This is a genomic window from Corynebacterium sp. c24Ua_83 (assembly GCF_039907245.1).
Classification (GTDB): domain Bacteria; phylum Actinomycetota; class Actinomycetes; order Mycobacteriales; family Mycobacteriaceae; genus Corynebacterium.
Genome location: NZ_JASBOI010000005.1, coordinates 87,705 through 103,460 on the forward strand (window position 1 = coordinate 87,705; position 15,756 = coordinate 103,460).

General features: G+C 63.9%; 12 protein-coding genes. 3 read left to right on the top strand and 9 right to left on the bottom strand.

The window, feature by feature from the left end; translation table 11 throughout:
• Positions 1-52: 52 nt before the first annotated feature.
• Genes QKE30_RS05605 through QKE30_RS05615 form a run of 3 tightly spaced genes read left to right on the top strand, consistent with a single transcriptional unit; the run spans position 53 to position 5,149 of the window.
• Positions 53-1,492 (top strand): hypothetical protein, encoded by a 1,440-nt coding sequence (locus tag QKE30_RS05605; RefSeq protein WP_347934297.1) that lies wholly within the window; start codon positions 53-55, stop codon positions 1,490-1,492.
• Complete coding sequence (locus QKE30_RS05610) at positions 1,492-2,577, top strand: transporter substrate-binding domain-containing protein (protein ID WP_239200604.1); 1,086 nt, start codon at positions 1,492-1,494, stop codon at positions 2,575-2,577. The genes QKE30_RS05605 and QKE30_RS05610 overlap by 1 nt, the downstream gene beginning before the upstream one ends.
• Positions 2,567-5,149, top strand: a complete 2,583-nt coding sequence (locus QKE30_RS05615) for a serine/threonine protein kinase (protein WP_239200606.1) — start codon at positions 2,567-2,569, stop codon at positions 5,147-5,149. The genes QKE30_RS05610 and QKE30_RS05615 overlap by 11 nt, the downstream gene beginning before the upstream one ends.
• Positions 5,150-5,519: 370 nt before the next feature.
• Here the strand turns inward: QKE30_RS05615 and QKE30_RS05620 are convergent, their stop codons facing one another.
• The 9 genes from QKE30_RS05620 to QKE30_RS05660 form a co-directional block, all read right to left on the bottom strand.
• Positions 5,520-6,731 carry an acetate kinase gene (locus tag QKE30_RS05620; RefSeq protein WP_347934298.1) on the bottom strand — a complete coding sequence of 404 codons (1,212 nt, stop codon included), beginning with the start codon at positions 6,729-6,731 and terminating at the stop codon, positions 5,520-5,522.
• Positions 6,732-6,856: 125 nt separating this feature from the next.
• Positions 6,857-8,407: a phosphate acetyltransferase gene (gene pta / locus QKE30_RS05625; RefSeq protein WP_347934299.1), complete on the bottom strand. Its 1,551-nt coding sequence runs from the start codon at positions 8,405-8,407 to the stop codon at positions 6,857-6,859.
• A 96-nt stretch (positions 8,408-8,503) separates the two neighbouring features.
• Positions 8,504-9,517: a sulfite exporter TauE/SafE family protein gene (locus QKE30_RS05630; RefSeq protein WP_347934300.1), complete on the bottom strand. Its 1,014-nt coding sequence runs from the start codon at positions 9,515-9,517 to the stop codon at positions 8,504-8,506.
• Between the two features lie 50 nt (positions 9,518-9,567).
• Positions 9,568-10,350 (bottom strand): CbiX/SirB N-terminal domain-containing protein, encoded by a 783-nt coding sequence (locus QKE30_RS05635; protein WP_347934301.1) that lies wholly within the window; start codon positions 10,348-10,350, stop codon positions 9,568-9,570.
• Position 10,351: 1 nt separating this feature from the next.
• The gene (locus QKE30_RS05640; protein ID WP_347934302.1) at positions 10,352-11,611 is read right to left on the bottom strand and encodes a GTP-binding protein; all 1,260 of its coding nucleotides are present in this window, start codon (positions 11,609-11,611) and stop codon (positions 10,352-10,354) included.
• Entirely contained in the window at positions 11,611-12,525 is a 915-nt protein-coding gene (gene cysD, locus QKE30_RS05645; protein WP_005296951.1) for a sulfate adenylyltransferase subunit CysD, read from the bottom strand. Before cysD ends, QKE30_RS05640 begins: the two co-directional genes overlap by 1 nt.
• Positions 12,522-13,322 carry a phosphoadenylyl-sulfate reductase gene (locus tag QKE30_RS05650; protein ID WP_347934303.1) on the bottom strand — a complete coding sequence of 267 codons (801 nt, stop codon included), beginning with the start codon at positions 13,320-13,322 and terminating at the stop codon, positions 12,522-12,524. The genes cysD and QKE30_RS05650 overlap by 4 nt, the downstream gene beginning before the upstream one ends.
• A gap of 246 nt (positions 13,323-13,568) precedes the next feature.
• Positions 13,569-13,778 (bottom strand): hypothetical protein, encoded by a 210-nt coding sequence (locus tag QKE30_RS05655; RefSeq protein ID WP_005296957.1) that lies wholly within the window; start codon positions 13,776-13,778, stop codon positions 13,569-13,571.
• A gap of 3 nt (positions 13,779-13,781) precedes the next feature.
• Positions 13,782-15,497 (bottom strand): nitrite/sulfite reductase, encoded by a 1,716-nt coding sequence (locus tag QKE30_RS05660; protein WP_347934304.1) that lies wholly within the window; start codon positions 15,495-15,497, stop codon positions 13,782-13,784.
• Positions 15,498-15,756: the final 259 nt, after the last annotated feature.

Here is a 15,756-nt window from a genome sequence, read left to right on the forward strand (position 1 = left end):
TAAGCAGACTTTGTGGGCACACAATTACTTAGGCTGTATATACTTTATGGCTATGCCCCCAGTGACTGCGTTCGAGGCAGACCGGTGGATGGACAGCGATGAGCACCCCACCGGTCGAGGCAGCTCGTTCAAGGGGTTTGTGAACCCGGCGCTCGAAGCCCCGCGCCGGTTCCTGAAGTTCGCCTCCACCTCCCCCGGCCTTCTCACCATCGTCTCGACAATCCTGGTTTTGGCCATTCTCGCCGCGGGCGGGGCAATGGTCTACAGCTCGCAGAACCGCCAAGCACAGCTGAATACATTGGTCAACCAAACGGAGCCGCTGTCGGATGCGGCGCAGGAACTCTTCAACTCCCTTTCCGTGGCTGACTCGGTGGCCACCACCAGCTTCCTGCGCAAATCCACCACCGACGCCGCCACACGGGACTACGACGCCGCAATGTCCAGCGCCTCGACGTCCATCATCCGCGCCACCAGCGGCATCGACGATATCGAGTCCCGGGAAATGGAACTGGTGCTGCAGATCCAGAACTCCATGCCGGACTACCTGAAGCTGATGTCCAACGCGCAGACGCACGACCGTATGCGCAACCCCGTCGGCGCCTCCTACCTGGCCCAGGCCTCCACGCTAATGCAGGAGACTATGCTGCCGGCCGCCCAGGAGCTCTACTCCCGCACCTCGGAGGAGGTCTCCACTCAGCAGGCGAAGCTCTCCGCTCCCCTGTGGTTCCCACTGTCCGGCATCGTGGCGGCGATCATCATGCTGGTGATAGCCCAGTTCTGGCTCGCGGCATTGACCAATAGGCGCCTCAACCTGGGATATGTGGCGGCTACTGGGCTTATGCTGTTCGCCCTCGTATGGGCGTCAATAAGCGCTGCCCTGACGTGGCACGCGGGTAACCAAGACGTGCAGGGCACCGTGCGACCGCTCGAGCAGCTCACGGCAGTGCGCATCTCGGTGCAGCAGTCGCGCACCCAGGAGGCGCTGGGGCTGATTCAGCGCGACTACGGCGAGGATCGCCAGCAGGAATTCTCGGATGCCATGGCGGACATCGACAGCAAGCTCGAAGGACTCCGCAGCCAGGTGAGCCAACCCGAGCGCATCGATACGGCCCGGGAAGCGCTGCGCTCGTGGGATGAATCGCACGCGAAGATGGTCTCCGAGCTGCAGAACGGCCGTTACACCGAGGCTCTGGCCGCGGCTTTGGATACGAAGGTCCCCGAAGAAAACAAGGACGGCAAAGACAAGACCGACATAGACGGCAGAGACGGCAAGGATGACCTGCTCGCCACCGGTGAGGATACGTCCGACTACACCGTCGTGGACAACGAAATGCAGGAGCTCATCAGCAGCACCCGCGAAGAACTGCGCGACATTCTGGTGGAGGGGCGCACCGCCGCCGGCCGCGTAACCAACCTCGTACTGGCCCTGACGGTTCTATCCGCACTGTGCGTGTTCTTCGGCACTAGGCCCCGACTGCAGGAGTTCCTCTAATGAGAAAACAAGCGTTCAAACCTGTAGTCGCCGCCCTATCCACCGCGGCAATCACCCTCACTTCGGGCTGTTCCACGGATAGTCCCCGTCTACCAGAATGGCCCTCCGTACAGCACAATGCCAGCGACGATCTACCCTACGGCGCGACGTATGTGCAACCTCACGAGGTCCCCAGCGACGGTGACGCCGCAGCGGATACCAACACAGACATCGACAACACCGGCGACGAAGAACCCTTTGGCTCCATTAAGCCAGACACCCGCGAGCCGAAGGAGCGCGTGCCGCAAATCATGCGCCGGGGTCGTCTGGTGGTGGGCGTGGCCCAGTCTCTGAACCGACTGGGTTTCCGCGACCCGGTCTCTGGCGACGTCGCGGGCTTCGAAGTGGACCTCGCACGGGAGATCGCACGAGACATTTTCGGTGACCCGAACAGAATCGAATTCCGCTACGTCGAAAGCCGCGAGCGCGCCGAGGCGCTGAAGAGCGGCGACGTGGACATTGTGGTGCGCACAATGTCGCCGACTCTTTCCCGCCAATCAAAGCTAGAGTTTTCCATCCCCTATCTGCAGGTTCACTCGCGCCTGCTGGTATTGAGCGACTCTCAGATCGAGAGCTTCGACGACCTGCACAACAAAACCGTGTGTGTGACTCGCGACTCGACCTCCGCGGTGCGCGTCAAGCAATACGACGTAGGGCGGCTGCTGCTGACGCAGGCGTGGACGGATTGCCTGATGGCCATGCAGCGCTTCCAGGCAGACGCGATCTACACGGATGACGCGATCCTCACCGGCCTGCGGGCCCAGGATCCCTACACGACCCTGGTGGCCGACGCGCCGGAGACCAGCTACTACTCGGTGGCTATCTCCCCGCCGAGATTCCCAAAGCATACGACCGGGCTGGTGATGCAAGTGAACTCCACCATGGAGAGGATCCAACGCGACGGAACATGGAGGAACCTCTACGGGACGTGGCTGGCGGACTACTTAGGGCCGGCGTCATCACTACCGATTAAGTACCGCACCGAGGAAGAAACGAAGGAACTCAACAAGATCCGGCGAAGGGTGGCGAACGGCGATGCAGAGTAACGACCGCGAGCTCAGCGCCAGCAGAGACAGCAGCGTTGACAGCGAACCGGAAGATCGCACCGAAGCCGTAAAGTTCGATCCCTTCGCCGACAGCGAACCGGAAGAGCACACCGAGGCCGTAGAATTCGACCCCTTCTCCGACAGCGAACCAGAAGAACGCACCGAAGCCGTAGAATTCGACCCCTTCGCCGACGACGAAGACACAGACGCGACGGTGCAGCACACCGAACCCGTGGGCAACCCGGCGAACGCCGTGGACTCCGGCGAGCGCTCGCGCATCGAAGCACTATCGACGTTCCGCAAGAGGCGCGGCACGTACCGCTCCGGCGCCTCCGTGGCCGACGGCATGGTCCAACTGCCGTTCATCCCGCCGACGAACCCGGAAGACGCAGTCATTGACCCCAGCGCGGCGATCGAGAAAGGCGTGGAAGCACCGACACTGAAGGCCGGCGACATCATTGCAGGCCAGTACGAGATCCTCGGCCCCATCGCGCACGGCGGTCTGGGCTGGGTGTACATCGCCATCGACCACAACGTCGCCGACCGCTACGTGGTGCTCAAGGGCATGATGGCCACGGAAAACGAGCAAGAGCGCGCGGTCGCGGAATCCGAGCGGGCATTCCTGGCGGACATCACGCACCCCGGAATCGTGAAGATTTTCAACTTCATCGACGACCCGCGCTCCCCCGGCGGCTTCATCGTGATGGAGTACGTCGGTGGGCCATCGCTGCGCGGGCAGCGGCGGAAGCTATCGGCCGGGGTGCTGGACCTGGACGTGGCGATTGGCTACATCCTGGAGATCCTGCCCGCACTGGACTACCTGCACTCCCGTGGCGTGGTCTACAACGACCTGAAGCCAGACAACATCCTGATCACCGAGGACCAGGTGAAGCTGATCGACCTGGGTGCGGTGACGGGCATCGGCGCGTTCGGGCACATCTTTGGAACCAAGGGCTTCCAGGCTCCGGAGATCGCCAAGACCGGACCGACCGTGGCCAGCGACATCTACACCGTCGGCCGCACCCTAGCCGCACTGATCGTGAACCTGCCGGTGGAAAACGGAGTGTATGCCCAGAGGCTGCCCACCCCGGACGAAGAGCCGCTGTTCCGCGAGTACTTGTCCCTGTACCGCCTGCTGCTGCGAGCCACGGACGAGGATCCGGAGGCGCGCTTTAGCTCCGCCACCGCCATGGCTAACCAGCTGATCGGCGTGCTGCGGGAGATCCTGGCCATCCGCGACGGCCGCCACTACCCGCACTTGTACACCCGGTTCACCGCGCAGCGTAGTACGTTCGGCACCAAGCACATTGTGTTCCGCACCGACCAGCTGGTCGACGGCGTGGTGCGCTCCGTGGAGATCTCCGTGCCGGAGGTTGTCAGCGCCCTGCCCACCCCGCTGGCCGATTCGCAGGACCCGGGGTACGGCCTGCTTTCCGCCACCAGCTTCACCGAGGCCGGGGACCTGCTGGATACCCTGCGCGCCGCTTATGCCCAGCCGGAGCTGAAGCACTCCGTGGAGATTCCGCTGACGATGGTGCGTGCGCTACTGGATGTGGGCCAGACGCGCGAAGCCCACGATCTGCTGGACGAGCTGAAGCCGCGGTTGGAGAAAGACTGGCGCTTCCAGTGGCACTCCGGGGTGGCGGCGCTGCTGACGGGACAGTTCGCGGAAGCGCAGAAGTTCTTCAACCGAGTGCTGTACATCCTGCCTGGTGAGCCCGCCCCGAAGTTGGCGCTCGCCGCCACCGACGAGTTGCTGCTGCAGCAACAGGGCGTGAACTCTACGAAGCTGCTGAGCGAGCACGTTTCCCGTGCCGCTTCCGCCCTGGCCTATGCGCAGAAATTGCCGGTTAAGGATTACACCGGGGTGCCCAGCTGGGAGCACATCACGCTGGATCCGGTTTCTCTGCGCTTCCACGCCATGCGCCTTTACGGGTTGGTGTGGGCCACGAACCAGTCCACTGTTTCCAGCGCGTTTGGCCTGGCCAGGCAGCTGCGCGCGGAGGGTATGGTCGATTCGGCGGTGGCTGCGTTGGACCGGCTTCCGCAGGCCTCGCGGCATAATCGTCTGGCACGGTTGACGTCTATTTTGTTGCTTATTTCTGACGCCAACAGCCTCACCGAGTCCCGCATCCGCCGTGCGGCTAGACGTTTGGAGACCCTGCCGACTAACGAGCCGCGCCTGCCGCAAGTTCGCATCGCAGTGCTGAGCGCGGGCCTGAATTGGCTGCGTGGCGCTAGCGATGGCCCGGACGGCGCGGCAGGGATTACCGGAGTTGGAACTGGTGACGCGGGTGTTGGCGCCGGCAGTGCTGGGGCCGACAGTGGCCGCGGCTCTCGCAAGTCCAAGGGCAAGCGCAAGCGCAGTGCCGTGAACAGGGCAAACGGAGGTTCTCAGGTCAAGCGGAAGGCAGCTGCGGCTCCCCTGTTCGACATGCAATTTACCGAGCGCGGCCTGCGCACCGGCTTGGAAGCGAGCCTGCGCCAACTGGCTCGCCAGGCTCCCTTCGCCCGGCACCGCTATGACCTGGTGGACATGGCAAACCAGATCCGCCCCCGCACCTGGTTCTAACTGCACCCCCGCACCCGGTTTTAGCTGCGCATATTGTCCAATTTGCGCCCAAACTGCTCGCCTGTCCCTCAGGTTCTAACTGCACACATTGTCCTATTTGCGCCCTAACGGCGCACCTAGCCGCAAGGCGCTCCCGCCCTTCACGCAGAAAATGTCGGAAAAGTTGCAAAACGTGGAGAGGCGAAATCAGACACCACTGAGCGCAAGTCCATGACCTGCACCTTTGCGTTACCGAAAATTACCACCATTAACAAATTGCAACTTTTCCGACATTTCAGCTCCAGCAGGGCAGCCAGAGCAACCCAGCGCTTAGGCAAACCCCTACTGCTGCTCGGCCAGGTCAGCCCGTCTCGGCGCGCCAGATCCGCCCCTACTGCTGCTCGGCCAGCTCCGTCGCCTGGCGCGCGATCGCCAGCTCCTCATTCGTCGGAACCACGAACACCTTCACCTTGGAATCGTCCGTAGAGATCTCCCGCGCGCCGACGATCCCCTCGGAGTTCTCATTCCGCGCCTCGTCAATCTCAATTCCGAAGTTCTGCAGGTCAGCCATGGCATCGCGGCGCACCTGCACCGCGTTCTCGCCCACGCCCGCGGTGAACACAATCGCATCCACTCCACCAAGGATCAGCATGTAAGACCCAATGAAGCGGCGCAGCGCGTGGATGTACACGTCGTAAGCAAGCTGCGCATTTTCATCGCCGTCTTCGATCAAGGTCTTCAGCTCGCGGAAGTCGTTCACGCCAGCCATGCCCTTCAGACCGGACTCGCGGTTCAGCAGCTTATCCGCCTGGTCCACCGTCATCCCACCGGAGCGTGCCAGGTGGAAAATAATGCCCGGGTCAATGTCGCCGGAACGGGTGCCCATGACCAGGCCGGCGAGTGGCGTCAATCCCATCGTCGTATCAACAGCCACACCGCCACGAATCGCGGCGGCCGAAGCACCGTTACCCAGGTGCAGGGTGATTTGGTTGACCTTCTCGGCGGGCTTGCCCAGCAGGTCCGGCACCTTGGAGGACACGTACTCGTGGCTGGTGCCGTGGAAGCCGTAGCGCCGGATGTTGTACTCGTCGGCGATGTCCTTCTTGATGGCATAATTCGCCGCATGCTCCGGCAACGTGGAGAAGAACGCGGTATCGAACACGGCTACGTGCGGGACGTGTTCCAGCAGAGCGCGGGCATTTTCGATGCCGTCAATGTTGGCAGGGTTGTGCAGCGGCGCCAGCGGGATGAGCTCCTTGAGCTGCTCGATCACCTCGTCGTCGATGAGCACGGGCTCTGTGAACGTCGCGCCACCGTGGACCACGCGGTGCCCTGCTGCTACCAGGTCTAGGTCTTGGGGTCCGACGCCCAGTAGCGTCATCATGCCGAAGGCACGTTCTAGGCCAACAGAGTGGCTGAGGATAGGGCGATTGTCTTCCATCTTCGACGTTTCCGTCTGAATCTGGATGTGCCCCTTCTTTTCGCCGATTTTCTCGACAATACCGGAGACGAATGGGTCCGCCGTCGCGTTTGCTTCCGGGTCGAGGACTTGGAATTTGATGGAGCTGGAGCCCGAGTTGAGGACGAGTACGTACTTAGTCACTTTTCTTCTCTGTTCTTTTCTCTTCTTTTTTTGATGCCGTTTGCCGCTCAGCCAGCGGGCTGGGTGGCTTCCGCTGGCAAATGCCGACGACCGCACGGTTCGCGCCACGGCCGCCAGCTTTTCGGCTAGTTGGCCTGGATCGCGGTGATCGCCACGGTGTTCACGATGTCCGGCACGGTCGCGCCACGCGAGAGGTCATTCACCGGCTTGTTCAGTCCTTGCAGGATCGGCCCCACGGCCAGTGCATCGGCGGTGCGTTGGACCGCCTTGTAGGTGATGTTTCCGCAGTTCAGATCCGGGAACACGAACACAGTTGCCTGCCCGGCAACGTCAGAGCCCGGCAGCTTCTTCTGGCCGACGGATTCCACCACTGCGGCGTCGAACTGCAGCGGCCCGTCGAGTGGCAGGTCCGGGTTGTTCTCCTGGGCCTTCTTCACGGCGGCGGCGACGGCCTCAACGTCCGCTCCCGCGCCGGAGGTGCCGGTGGAGTAGCTCAGCATCGCCACCTTCGGCTCGATGCCGAACTGTGCGGCGGTCTGCGCGGACACGGTGGCGATCTCCGCCAGCTGGTCGGGGGTGGGGTTCGGGTTCACGGCGCAGTCGCCGAATGCCCACAGCACGCCGTCCATGACCATCAGGAAGATGGAGCTAACCACCGACGCACCCGGCGCGGTCTTGATGATCTGGAACGAGGGCTTAATGGTGTGCGCGGTCGTGTGGGCCGCGCCGGAGACCATACCGTCGGCGATACCCTTGTGGACCATCATCGTCGCGTAGTAACTGATGTCCTGCATGGTCTCGCGCGCCTGCTCCAGAGTGATGCCCTTGTGCTTGCGCAGCTCGGCGAACTCGGCGGCGAACTCCTCCAGCTGGTTGCCCTCGCTCGGGTCGGTCAGCGTGGCGCCGGAAAGGTCCAGCCCCAGCTCCTTGGCGCGGCCAGCAATCTCGTCCGGGTTACCCAGAATGGTCAGCCGACATACCTTGGCGCGCAGCAGCTGGTCAGCAGCGGTGAGGATGCGGTCGTCGTCGCCTTCCGGCAGCACGATGTGTGCATCCTTCTCGCGGGCCTTGATCAGCAGGTTGCGCTCGAACAGCTCGGGGCCGATCACGGGCTCCTTCGCAGCGCTCGCCTGCGCGGCACTCCCAGCCCCGCCAGCCCCTGCACCAGCATCAGCCCCGCCGGCTGCTGCCTGCGCGATGCCTTCCAGCGCGATGTGGCGAATCGCCTGCCCCTCCGCCTCGACGGCATTAGCTGCGGCGGCAGCTGCGGAGGCGGTGGCGTCAATAAAAGAAATACCGGCGGGCTTGCGACCAGAGCGCACGAGCTGCCCGGAGGCCAACTGCAGCGCCGTGGCATCGGCCGGGATGCCCGCGAGCAGGTAGAGGGAGGCACCCGCGGCGGCGGCGAGGCGCGAGTCGAAGTTGATCTCGCCGGTGCCGAGCAGTACGGCGCCAGCACCGGCAGCGGCTCCGGCGCCGACCTTAGCGCCGTAGGCCGCGTCGAGGGCGGCGGCGAAGTCGGGCGCGGAGGGGCGGATGGTGTCGAAGATGTCGACTGCCTCTGCCTCCCCCAGGGCGTCCAAAATGTCGGAGCGGCGCGCGGCGGCGCTCGCTATTGGTGAAATGACAGCGTTCGTGCCAGTTCCTTGGGACGCGGTAGACGACGCGATAGACACAGCTCACATACCTTCCTCAATGGAGTTCCAGTTCACTTCCATTGTGCCTTGGTAGCCCCGTACTAGCGAGGCGCGCGGGGAAGGTTCGCCCTCGTCCTACCCCCTGGCGCGTTCTTTCTCGCGCTGTTGTACCTTCGTTCCCTCTTCTTCGTAGTGACGCCCACTTGTCCGGCCCGAGGTGGCTTCCGCATCGCATTCCGCGGTGGCCTGTTGGGAGTCTTCCGGTACATCGTCGCCGGTCAGGGAACGTTCCAGCAGGGAGCGCTTGCGCACGACGACGAGGGCCACGATGACGGCCAGACCGATCAAGATGACGGCGACCACGCCGAGGAAGCCGAAGTAGTTCACCAGGCGGCTGGAGTTCAGCAGCATCAGCAGGCCGCCGACCACGCCGCCAAGTACTTCTGGCTTCATAATAGTTACGATCCAAGCGGCGATCGGTGCGGCGATGGCGCCGCCGACCAGTAGGCCGACGACTGGCTGCCAGTTATCCGCCAGTTCCGACCCCATGCCGGTAACGAAGCCAGCGGTGGCGGAGATTGCGACCAAGAACTCAGCGGTGTTTACAGTGCCGATGATGCGGCGCGGCTCAGCCTTGCCCACACTCATGAGGGTGGAGGTGGTAACCGGCCCCCAGCCACCGCCACCGGAGGCATCCAGGAAGCCTCCGGCCAGGCCCAGGCCTGCCAGGCCGAATCGGGAGCGGCGGGTGGTGGATACCGGCTGGGTATCTTCGTTCTTCTTCCACGGCACGGCCACGCTGCGCACCAGCACGTAGGCGCCGAGGAGTACGAGCAGGGTGGACACAACTGGCTCGGCAGCCTCGGTGGAGAGGTTACTGAGCACGTAGGCGCCCGTAAACGAACCGATGGCACCCGGCACGCCGAGGGCCAGGACGGTCGGCCAGTGGACGTTCTTCAGCCGCCAGTGCGACAGGCCGGAGAACAGCGTGGTGCCGACCTCCGCCAAGTGAACGGCGGCGGAGGCGTGGGCGGGGCCCAGGCCGGAGAAAATCAGCAGAGTGGTTGCCGTGATGCCGAATGCCATGCCCAGCGCGCCGTCGACCAACTGGGCGACCACGCCGACGAGGGCAAAAATCAAGACCTTCATGAGGGGTTAGTCCTTGCTGTCTATGAGGGCTTCTGTGAGGGGTAGAGAGGCTAGTGCGCTTGTTGCAGGGCGCGACAGGCGCGGTTGATGACGACCGGGGCTACGGCGTCACCGAGGTGGCGCGTACACTTCCGGCCGTTTGGCATTCGGATCTTGGCCTTGTCCCATAGCAAGCCGGGGCTGACGAACAGCGGGACGGTGACGGTGCGTTCGTCTGCGAATTCCAGTAGCGCCTCCGTGTCGCAGCCCGGGTTGTCCCCGGTGGCGACGAAGGCGCGGGTGCTGCGCATGTTCAGGCGGGCACCAACGCGGCCGGCGAACTCGGCGACGACCTCGTTCGCGCCCGGCTGGCTGGAACCCACTGAGTACAGCGCGAGCTTGTCGACGCTGCTGTCCGCGGCGTTCGCGGCACCAGCGCTAGCGCTAGCGCTGTCCACGGCGACACTGCCAGCGAGGTACTGGGCCGTGAAGTCGGCGACCAGCTCCTCCATATCCGCGCCGGTTCCCAACCCGTCAGTGAGGTGGAGGGTCAGGCCGGCGGACGAGGTGGCGTCAATAGACTCAACGGCCTCGGCAATCGCGGCAGGAACGTCGAAGCGAGCGTGAAAAGCCTGCGTGAACAGCAAAGGAACCACCACCGCCTCCGTGTAGCCCGCTGCGACGACGCGGTGGACGACCGTCGTGAGGGTGGCGGGGTGGAAGTCCAGGAAAGCCGCGAAGGCCGGCAGCCCAGTACTCTCGGAAATGCGCTCGGCGATCTCGAAGACCGCCTGGTCCGCCTGCGGGTGGCGGGATCCATGCGCCAAGCAGATGATGGGTGCCGGCCAAGTCATGCTAGTTCACCAAACCTGCGGTCAGAGTGTCGCCACTACCGGGGTTGATCAGCAGCAGCGAACCGACGCGGCCACCGCGGCGGTAGGTTTCGACGGGCAGCGGCTCGGCCACCGTCACGCGCACCTCCGCGATGTCGTTGAGAGCCAGCTCGTCGGCGCCACCGTGGGCGATCTCCTCCTCGCTGCGATTGCGGCCGGAGATGTCCACGCGACGGATGACCTCGTCCACGCGGCCACGCACCAGTGCGGTGCCGTAGCGCACCAGCACATTGCTGCGCAGGCGCACCGGAGACTCGGACAGGTGGAACACCGTCGCGGTGAACGACTGCTGCGGCTCCGGCAGATCCGGGGCGGCAATGATGTCCCCGCGGGACAGGTCGATGTCGCGGTCCAGGCGCAGGGAGACGGACTCGCCGCGGGTGGCGGTCTGCTGCTCCCCTGCCGGGCCGTCGATGCCCTCGATGATCGCCTCGCGGCCATCGGCCAGCACCTTATCGCCGACGGATACCTTGCCCGCGGTGATGCGGCCTGCATAGCCGCGGTAGTCGGTGGCGTGGTCGCGGATGACGATCTGGATCGGGAAGCGCAGGCCGCGCTCTACATCGGCGATGTTCTTCGCCGGCTCGGTGGTCTCCAGGATCTCCAACACGGACGGACCCGTGTACCAGGGGGTGTTCTGGCTGCGCTCAACGACATTGTCGCCCAGCAGCGCGGAGGTAGGAATCACGTCGACATGGGCCAGGCCCAGCTCGGAGACCAGCGCGTCCACGTCAGCCTTCACGTCGTTGAAGACCTGCTCGCTGAAATCGACCGCGTCGATCTTATTGACGGCCACGATCACGTGGGAAATCTTCATCATCGCCGCCACGGTCAGGTGACGACGGGTCTGCTCGATCACGCCGTTGCGGGCGTCAACCAGAACAATGACGAGCTCCGAGGTGGACAGGCCCGTGACGGTGTTGCGCGTGTACTGCACGTGCCCCGGGGTGTCGGCCAGGATGAAGCTGCGCTTGTCGGTGGCGAAGTAACGGTAGGCCACATCGATGGTGATGCCCTGTTCGCGCTCGGCACGCAGACCATCGACCAGAAGCGACAGATCCGGGTTCTCCAGGCCCTTGGCGTTGGAAACGCGCTCTACAGACTCGTACTGGTCGGCCAGGATGGACTTCGTATCGTGCAGCAAGCGGCCCACGAAGGTGGACTTGCCGTCGTCGACGGAGCCGGCGGTGCACAGGCGGAGGGTCGGCAGGTTGGTGGACATCAGAAGTAACCTTCCTTCTTGCGATCCTCCATGGAGGACTCACTGAGCTTGTCGTCGGCACGAGTGGCGCCGCGCTCGGTGGTGGTGGACTGGCGGATTTCGTCGATCACGTCCTCGATGGTCGTGGCGGTGGAAAGGACAGCGCCGGTGCAGCTCATGTCACCGACAGTGCGGTAGCGCACGGTCTTTTCGACCAGCTCCTCGCCTTCCTTCGGGCCACCCCACTCGCCCGGGGTCAGCCACATTCCGTTGCGGTTAAAGACCTCGCGCTGGTGGGAGTAGTAGATCGCCGGGACCTCAACGTCGCGGTCGCGGATGTAGTCCCACACGTCGGCTTCGGTCCAGTTGGAGATCGGGAACACGCGGATGTTCTCGCCCACCTGGTGGCGACCGTTGTACAGGCCCCACAGCTCGGGTCGCTGGCGGCGCGGGTTCCAGCCGCCGAAGCTATCGCGCACGGAGAACACGCGCTCCTTGGCGCGGGCCTTCTCCTCGTCGCGGCGAGCGCCGCCCAGCACCGCGTCGTAGCCGCGGTTCTGGATGGTCTCCACCAGTGGCACAGTCTGCAGCGGGTTGCGAGTGCCGTCCGGGCGCTCCTGGATGGCACCGCTGTCGATCCAATCCTGGACGGCGGCGACGTGCAGGGTCACCTTCGGATCCGCGGCGATCTTGTCGCGAAACTCGATGACCTCCGGGAAATTGTGGCCGGTATCCACGTGCACCAGCTCGAAGGGAACCGGTGCGGGGTGGAAGGCGCGCTTCGCCAGCTCCAGGACCACGACGGAATCCTTGCCGCCGGAAAACAGCAGCGCGGGGCGGTCGAACTGGCCTGCTACTTCGCGCAGGATCTCGATTGCTTCCGCCTCGAGGCTCGCCAGATGCGGCGAGAGGGCGGTGGTGTTTTCATTGCTCATGTGTGAAGTCCGCATTCTGTCTTGTTGGAGCCGGCCCAGCGGCCGGATCGGGGGTCCTGTCCTTCGGCAACCGGCAGGGTGCAGGTTTCGCAGCCGATCGACGGGTAGCCCTGCTTGGTCAGGGGGTTGATGATCAGGTCGTGGTCGTTGATGTACGCCTCCACGTCCTCGTCGCTCCAGGCGACGATGGGGTTGATCTTCAGCCGGCCGGTCCGGTCCACGTCCAGCACCGGAGTGTTGGCGCGCAGGGCGTTATCCACGCGACGCACACCGGTGATCCAGGCGTTGAAGGGGTTCAGCATCCGCGCCAGCGGCTCGACCTTGCGCATGCGGCAGCAGGCGGTGTTGTCGCGGGAGTACAGGCGCGGACCGTAGACCTTGTCCTGCTCCTCGCGGCTGAGAACCGGGGTGATGTTCTCCAGCGGCAGGTTGTAGCGCTGCTGGACCTTGTCGCGGGTCTCGAGCGTTTCGGCGAAGTGGTAGCCGGTGTCCAGGAAGACCAGCTCTGCGCGGTCTTCCGCCAGGCAGCCTTCCGCCAGCTCAGCCAGGACGGTGTCCTGCATGGACATGGTGACGGCGATCTTGCCGGGCACGTGCTCGGCCACCCAGTCCATGATTTCTTCGGCGCTGGCGCCCTCTAGCTTGTCGTTCCACTCGGCGACGAGCTGTTCGTTGGCTGCTCGCTCCTCGTCGCTCAGCGGCGTGGTCTTGGTCGGCGCGCCCTGCGGACTCTCGGCTGGGTCTCGGAAGTCATCCGAATTCCCGCCGAGCAGGCCGGTCGCATCTACCAGGCTCATGAGCTCCTCTTCTCGGGGTTGATGTTTGGTTTGTCGAAGTGTGCTTCTTAAGAACTCGGGGGAACTCTTAGTTATTCCCTAGACAGACTGATCGGTCTGTTCTGGTTTCCACCACAATAGACCAATCTGTCCATTCCTACAACCGGGTTCAAGATTCTTTGTGACGCCCCACCGCCGCGACCTGCCTAAAGGCCACGATTATCCCCTCAAGGGGTGGGGGGCGAGGGGGCGTCAATAAAAGGTCGGTTACAACAGCTGTCCGTGGAACTTGACGGAGAAAACCCGCATACACTCGCGGCACTGCCAGGCGTTGTCGGTCTCCGCGTCCGGGAACAGGTTCTGGGACATACAGTAGGGGCAGTTGTTCACCGTCGCACGGCGGGCATTCGGGTGGCCCACACGGCCGCCGACCTGCTCATTCACGCTCGGCAGAGAGTCTTTATCCGGAACACTCATCGGCTACACCAACAGCTCGTCGTCGGCGCGGACAACCCAATCGCGGAACTCCTCGCCCTCGGTGCGGTGGGACTTGAAGTTCTCCACCACACGGACCACGTAGTCGCCCAGATCCTTGGAGAAGACCTGGTTGCCGCGCACCTTCTTGCCGAAGTGCGGCTCCAGGCCGATGGTTCCGCCGAGGTGCACCTGGAAGCCCTCCACGCGCTCGCCTTCGTCGGTCGTGAGGATCTTGCCGGACAGGCCAATATCCGCCACCTGGGTGCGCGCACAGGAGTTCGGGCAGCCATTGAGGCTGATCTTCAGTGGAACGTCGAGGTCGCCCAGGCGATCCTCCAGCTCGTCCACCAGCGCGATGGCGCGCTGCTTGGTGACGACGTGTGCGAGCTTGCAGAACTCCAAGCCGGTACAGGAGATGATGTCGCGGCGGAAGGCCGAGGGCTTGGCGGACAGGCCGAGCTCCTCCAGGTCCGCAGCGAGGGCCTCCGCGGCCTCGCGCTCCAGGTCCAGGAACAGAAGCTCCTTGTCCGGGGTGGTGCGGATGTTGGTAGTGCCGTGCTTTTCCGCGAGATCGGCCAGCTGCTGCAGCTGCTTGCCGTCGGTGTGGCCGACGGTGGGCTTTACGCCCAGGTAGAAGCGGCCATCCTTCTGCTCGTGCAGGCCGACGTGGTCGCGATAGCCCGGATACTCCTCCGGCTCGGAGCCATCCAGCAGCGGGCGCTTGAGGTACTCAGTTTCCAGAACCTCGCGGAACTTCTCCACACCCCAGTCGGCTACCAGGAACTTCAGGCGGGCGCGGTTGCGCATGCGGCGGTAGCCATAGTCGCGGAAGATGCGGACCACACCGGCCCAGACCTCCGGCACCTCGTCGATCGGCACCCAAACGCCCAGGCGCTGGGCGAGCATCGGATTAGTGGACAGGCCACCGCCGACCCAGACGTCGAAGCCGGGACCGTGCTCCGGGTGCTCGGAGCCAATGAAGGCGAGGTCCTGGATCTCGTGGGTGACGTCCTGGCGGGCGTGGCCGGAGATCGCGGACTTGAACTTGCGCGGCAGGTTTCCAAACTCGGGGTCGGGCAGCAACTCCTTCTTGATCTTCTCGATGGCCGGGCGGCCGTCGATGATTTCATCCTTGGCGATGCCTGCGACCGGGGAACCGAGGATCACGCGCGGAACGTCGCCGCAGCCAAAGAAGGAATCCAAGCCGACCTTTGCCAGCTCGTCCCAGATGGTCGGGACGTCTTCGATGCGGATCCAGTGCAGCTGCACGTTCTGGCGGTCGGTGAAGTCGGCGGTGTTGCGCGCGTACTTCTCAGAGATCTCGCCGATAGTGCGCAGGCCGGCGGAGCTGACCACACCGCCGTCCAGGCGGATGCGCATCATGAAGTAGTTGTCCTGCAGTTCCGCATTGGTCAGGGTCGAGGTCTTTTCGCCGTCGAGCCCCTGCTTGCGCTGGGTGTACATGCCGACCCACTTGAAGCGCGGGGCGAGGTCCTCCGCGGGGATCGAGTCGAAGCCCTCCTTGGAGTAGATGTCGCGGATGCGCTGCATCACGCTGATTCCGGGGTCTTCCTGCTTGACCCGCTCGTCGTCGTTGAGCGGCTCGCGGCCGTCCACAGCCCACTGCCCCTGGGGCTTGCGCTGCTTCTTGCGACGCGGGCGCGCTGGCTTATTTTCAGCGGTCGGTCCGGTGGTGCCGGTGGTCGTTCCGGTGGTCATGGTGCCTCAAATTCCATCTAGACTGATCTGTCTGTCTACATTGTCCGGTTCAGCCTAGATGGGATCCGACACAAATTCAAGCGAAATGTTGATTTTTCTAGACAGAGTTGTCTATAGTTCGAGGAGTTACCCGCAGTGACCCGATTTAGCGACCCTGCGTGGATTTTCGCTACATTAGAATGTGTAAATTCATGAGCAGCTCGAACGCTTCATGCGGTTCACGCGGCGCAGCAACAAAACGCACCGCGCGAGCTCAACA

Bases quoted from the DNA above. Each gene is read 5' to 3' on its own strand.
- cysD (WP_005296951.1), bottom strand. From the start codon at position 12,525: ATGAGCAATGAAAACACCACCGCCCTCTCGCCGCATCTGGCGAGCCTC.
- QKE30_RS05650 (WP_347934303.1), bottom strand. From the start codon at position 13,322: ATGAGCCTGGTAGATGCGACCGGCCTGCTCGGCGGGAATTCGGATGAC.
- QKE30_RS05610 (WP_239200604.1), top strand. From the start codon at position 1,492: ATGAGAAAACAAGCGTTCAAACCTGTAGTCGCCGCCCTATCCACCGCG.
- QKE30_RS05655 (WP_005296957.1), bottom strand. From the start codon at position 13,778: ATGAGTGTTCCGGATAAAGACTCTCTGCCGAGCGTGAATGAGCAGGTC.
- QKE30_RS05640 (WP_347934302.1), bottom strand. From the start codon at position 11,611: ATGTCCACCAACCTGCCGACCCTCCGCCTGTGCACCGCCGGCTCCGTC.
- QKE30_RS05630 (WP_347934300.1), bottom strand. From the start codon at position 9,517: ATGAAGGTCTTGATTTTTGCCCTCGTCGGCGTGGTCGCCCAGTTGGTC.
- QKE30_RS05615 (WP_239200606.1), top strand. From the start codon at position 2,567: ATGCAGAGTAACGACCGCGAGCTCAGCGCCAGCAGAGACAGCAGCGTT.
- QKE30_RS05635 (WP_347934301.1), bottom strand. From the start codon at position 10,350: ATGACTTGGCCGGCACCCATCATCTGCTTGGCGCATGGATCCCGCCAC.
- QKE30_RS05660 (WP_347934304.1), bottom strand. From the start codon at position 15,497: ATGACCACCGGAACGACCACCGGCACCACCGGACCGACCGCTGAAAAT.
- QKE30_RS05605 (WP_347934297.1), top strand. From the start codon at position 53: ATGCCCCCAGTGACTGCGTTCGAGGCAGACCGGTGGATGGACAGCGAT.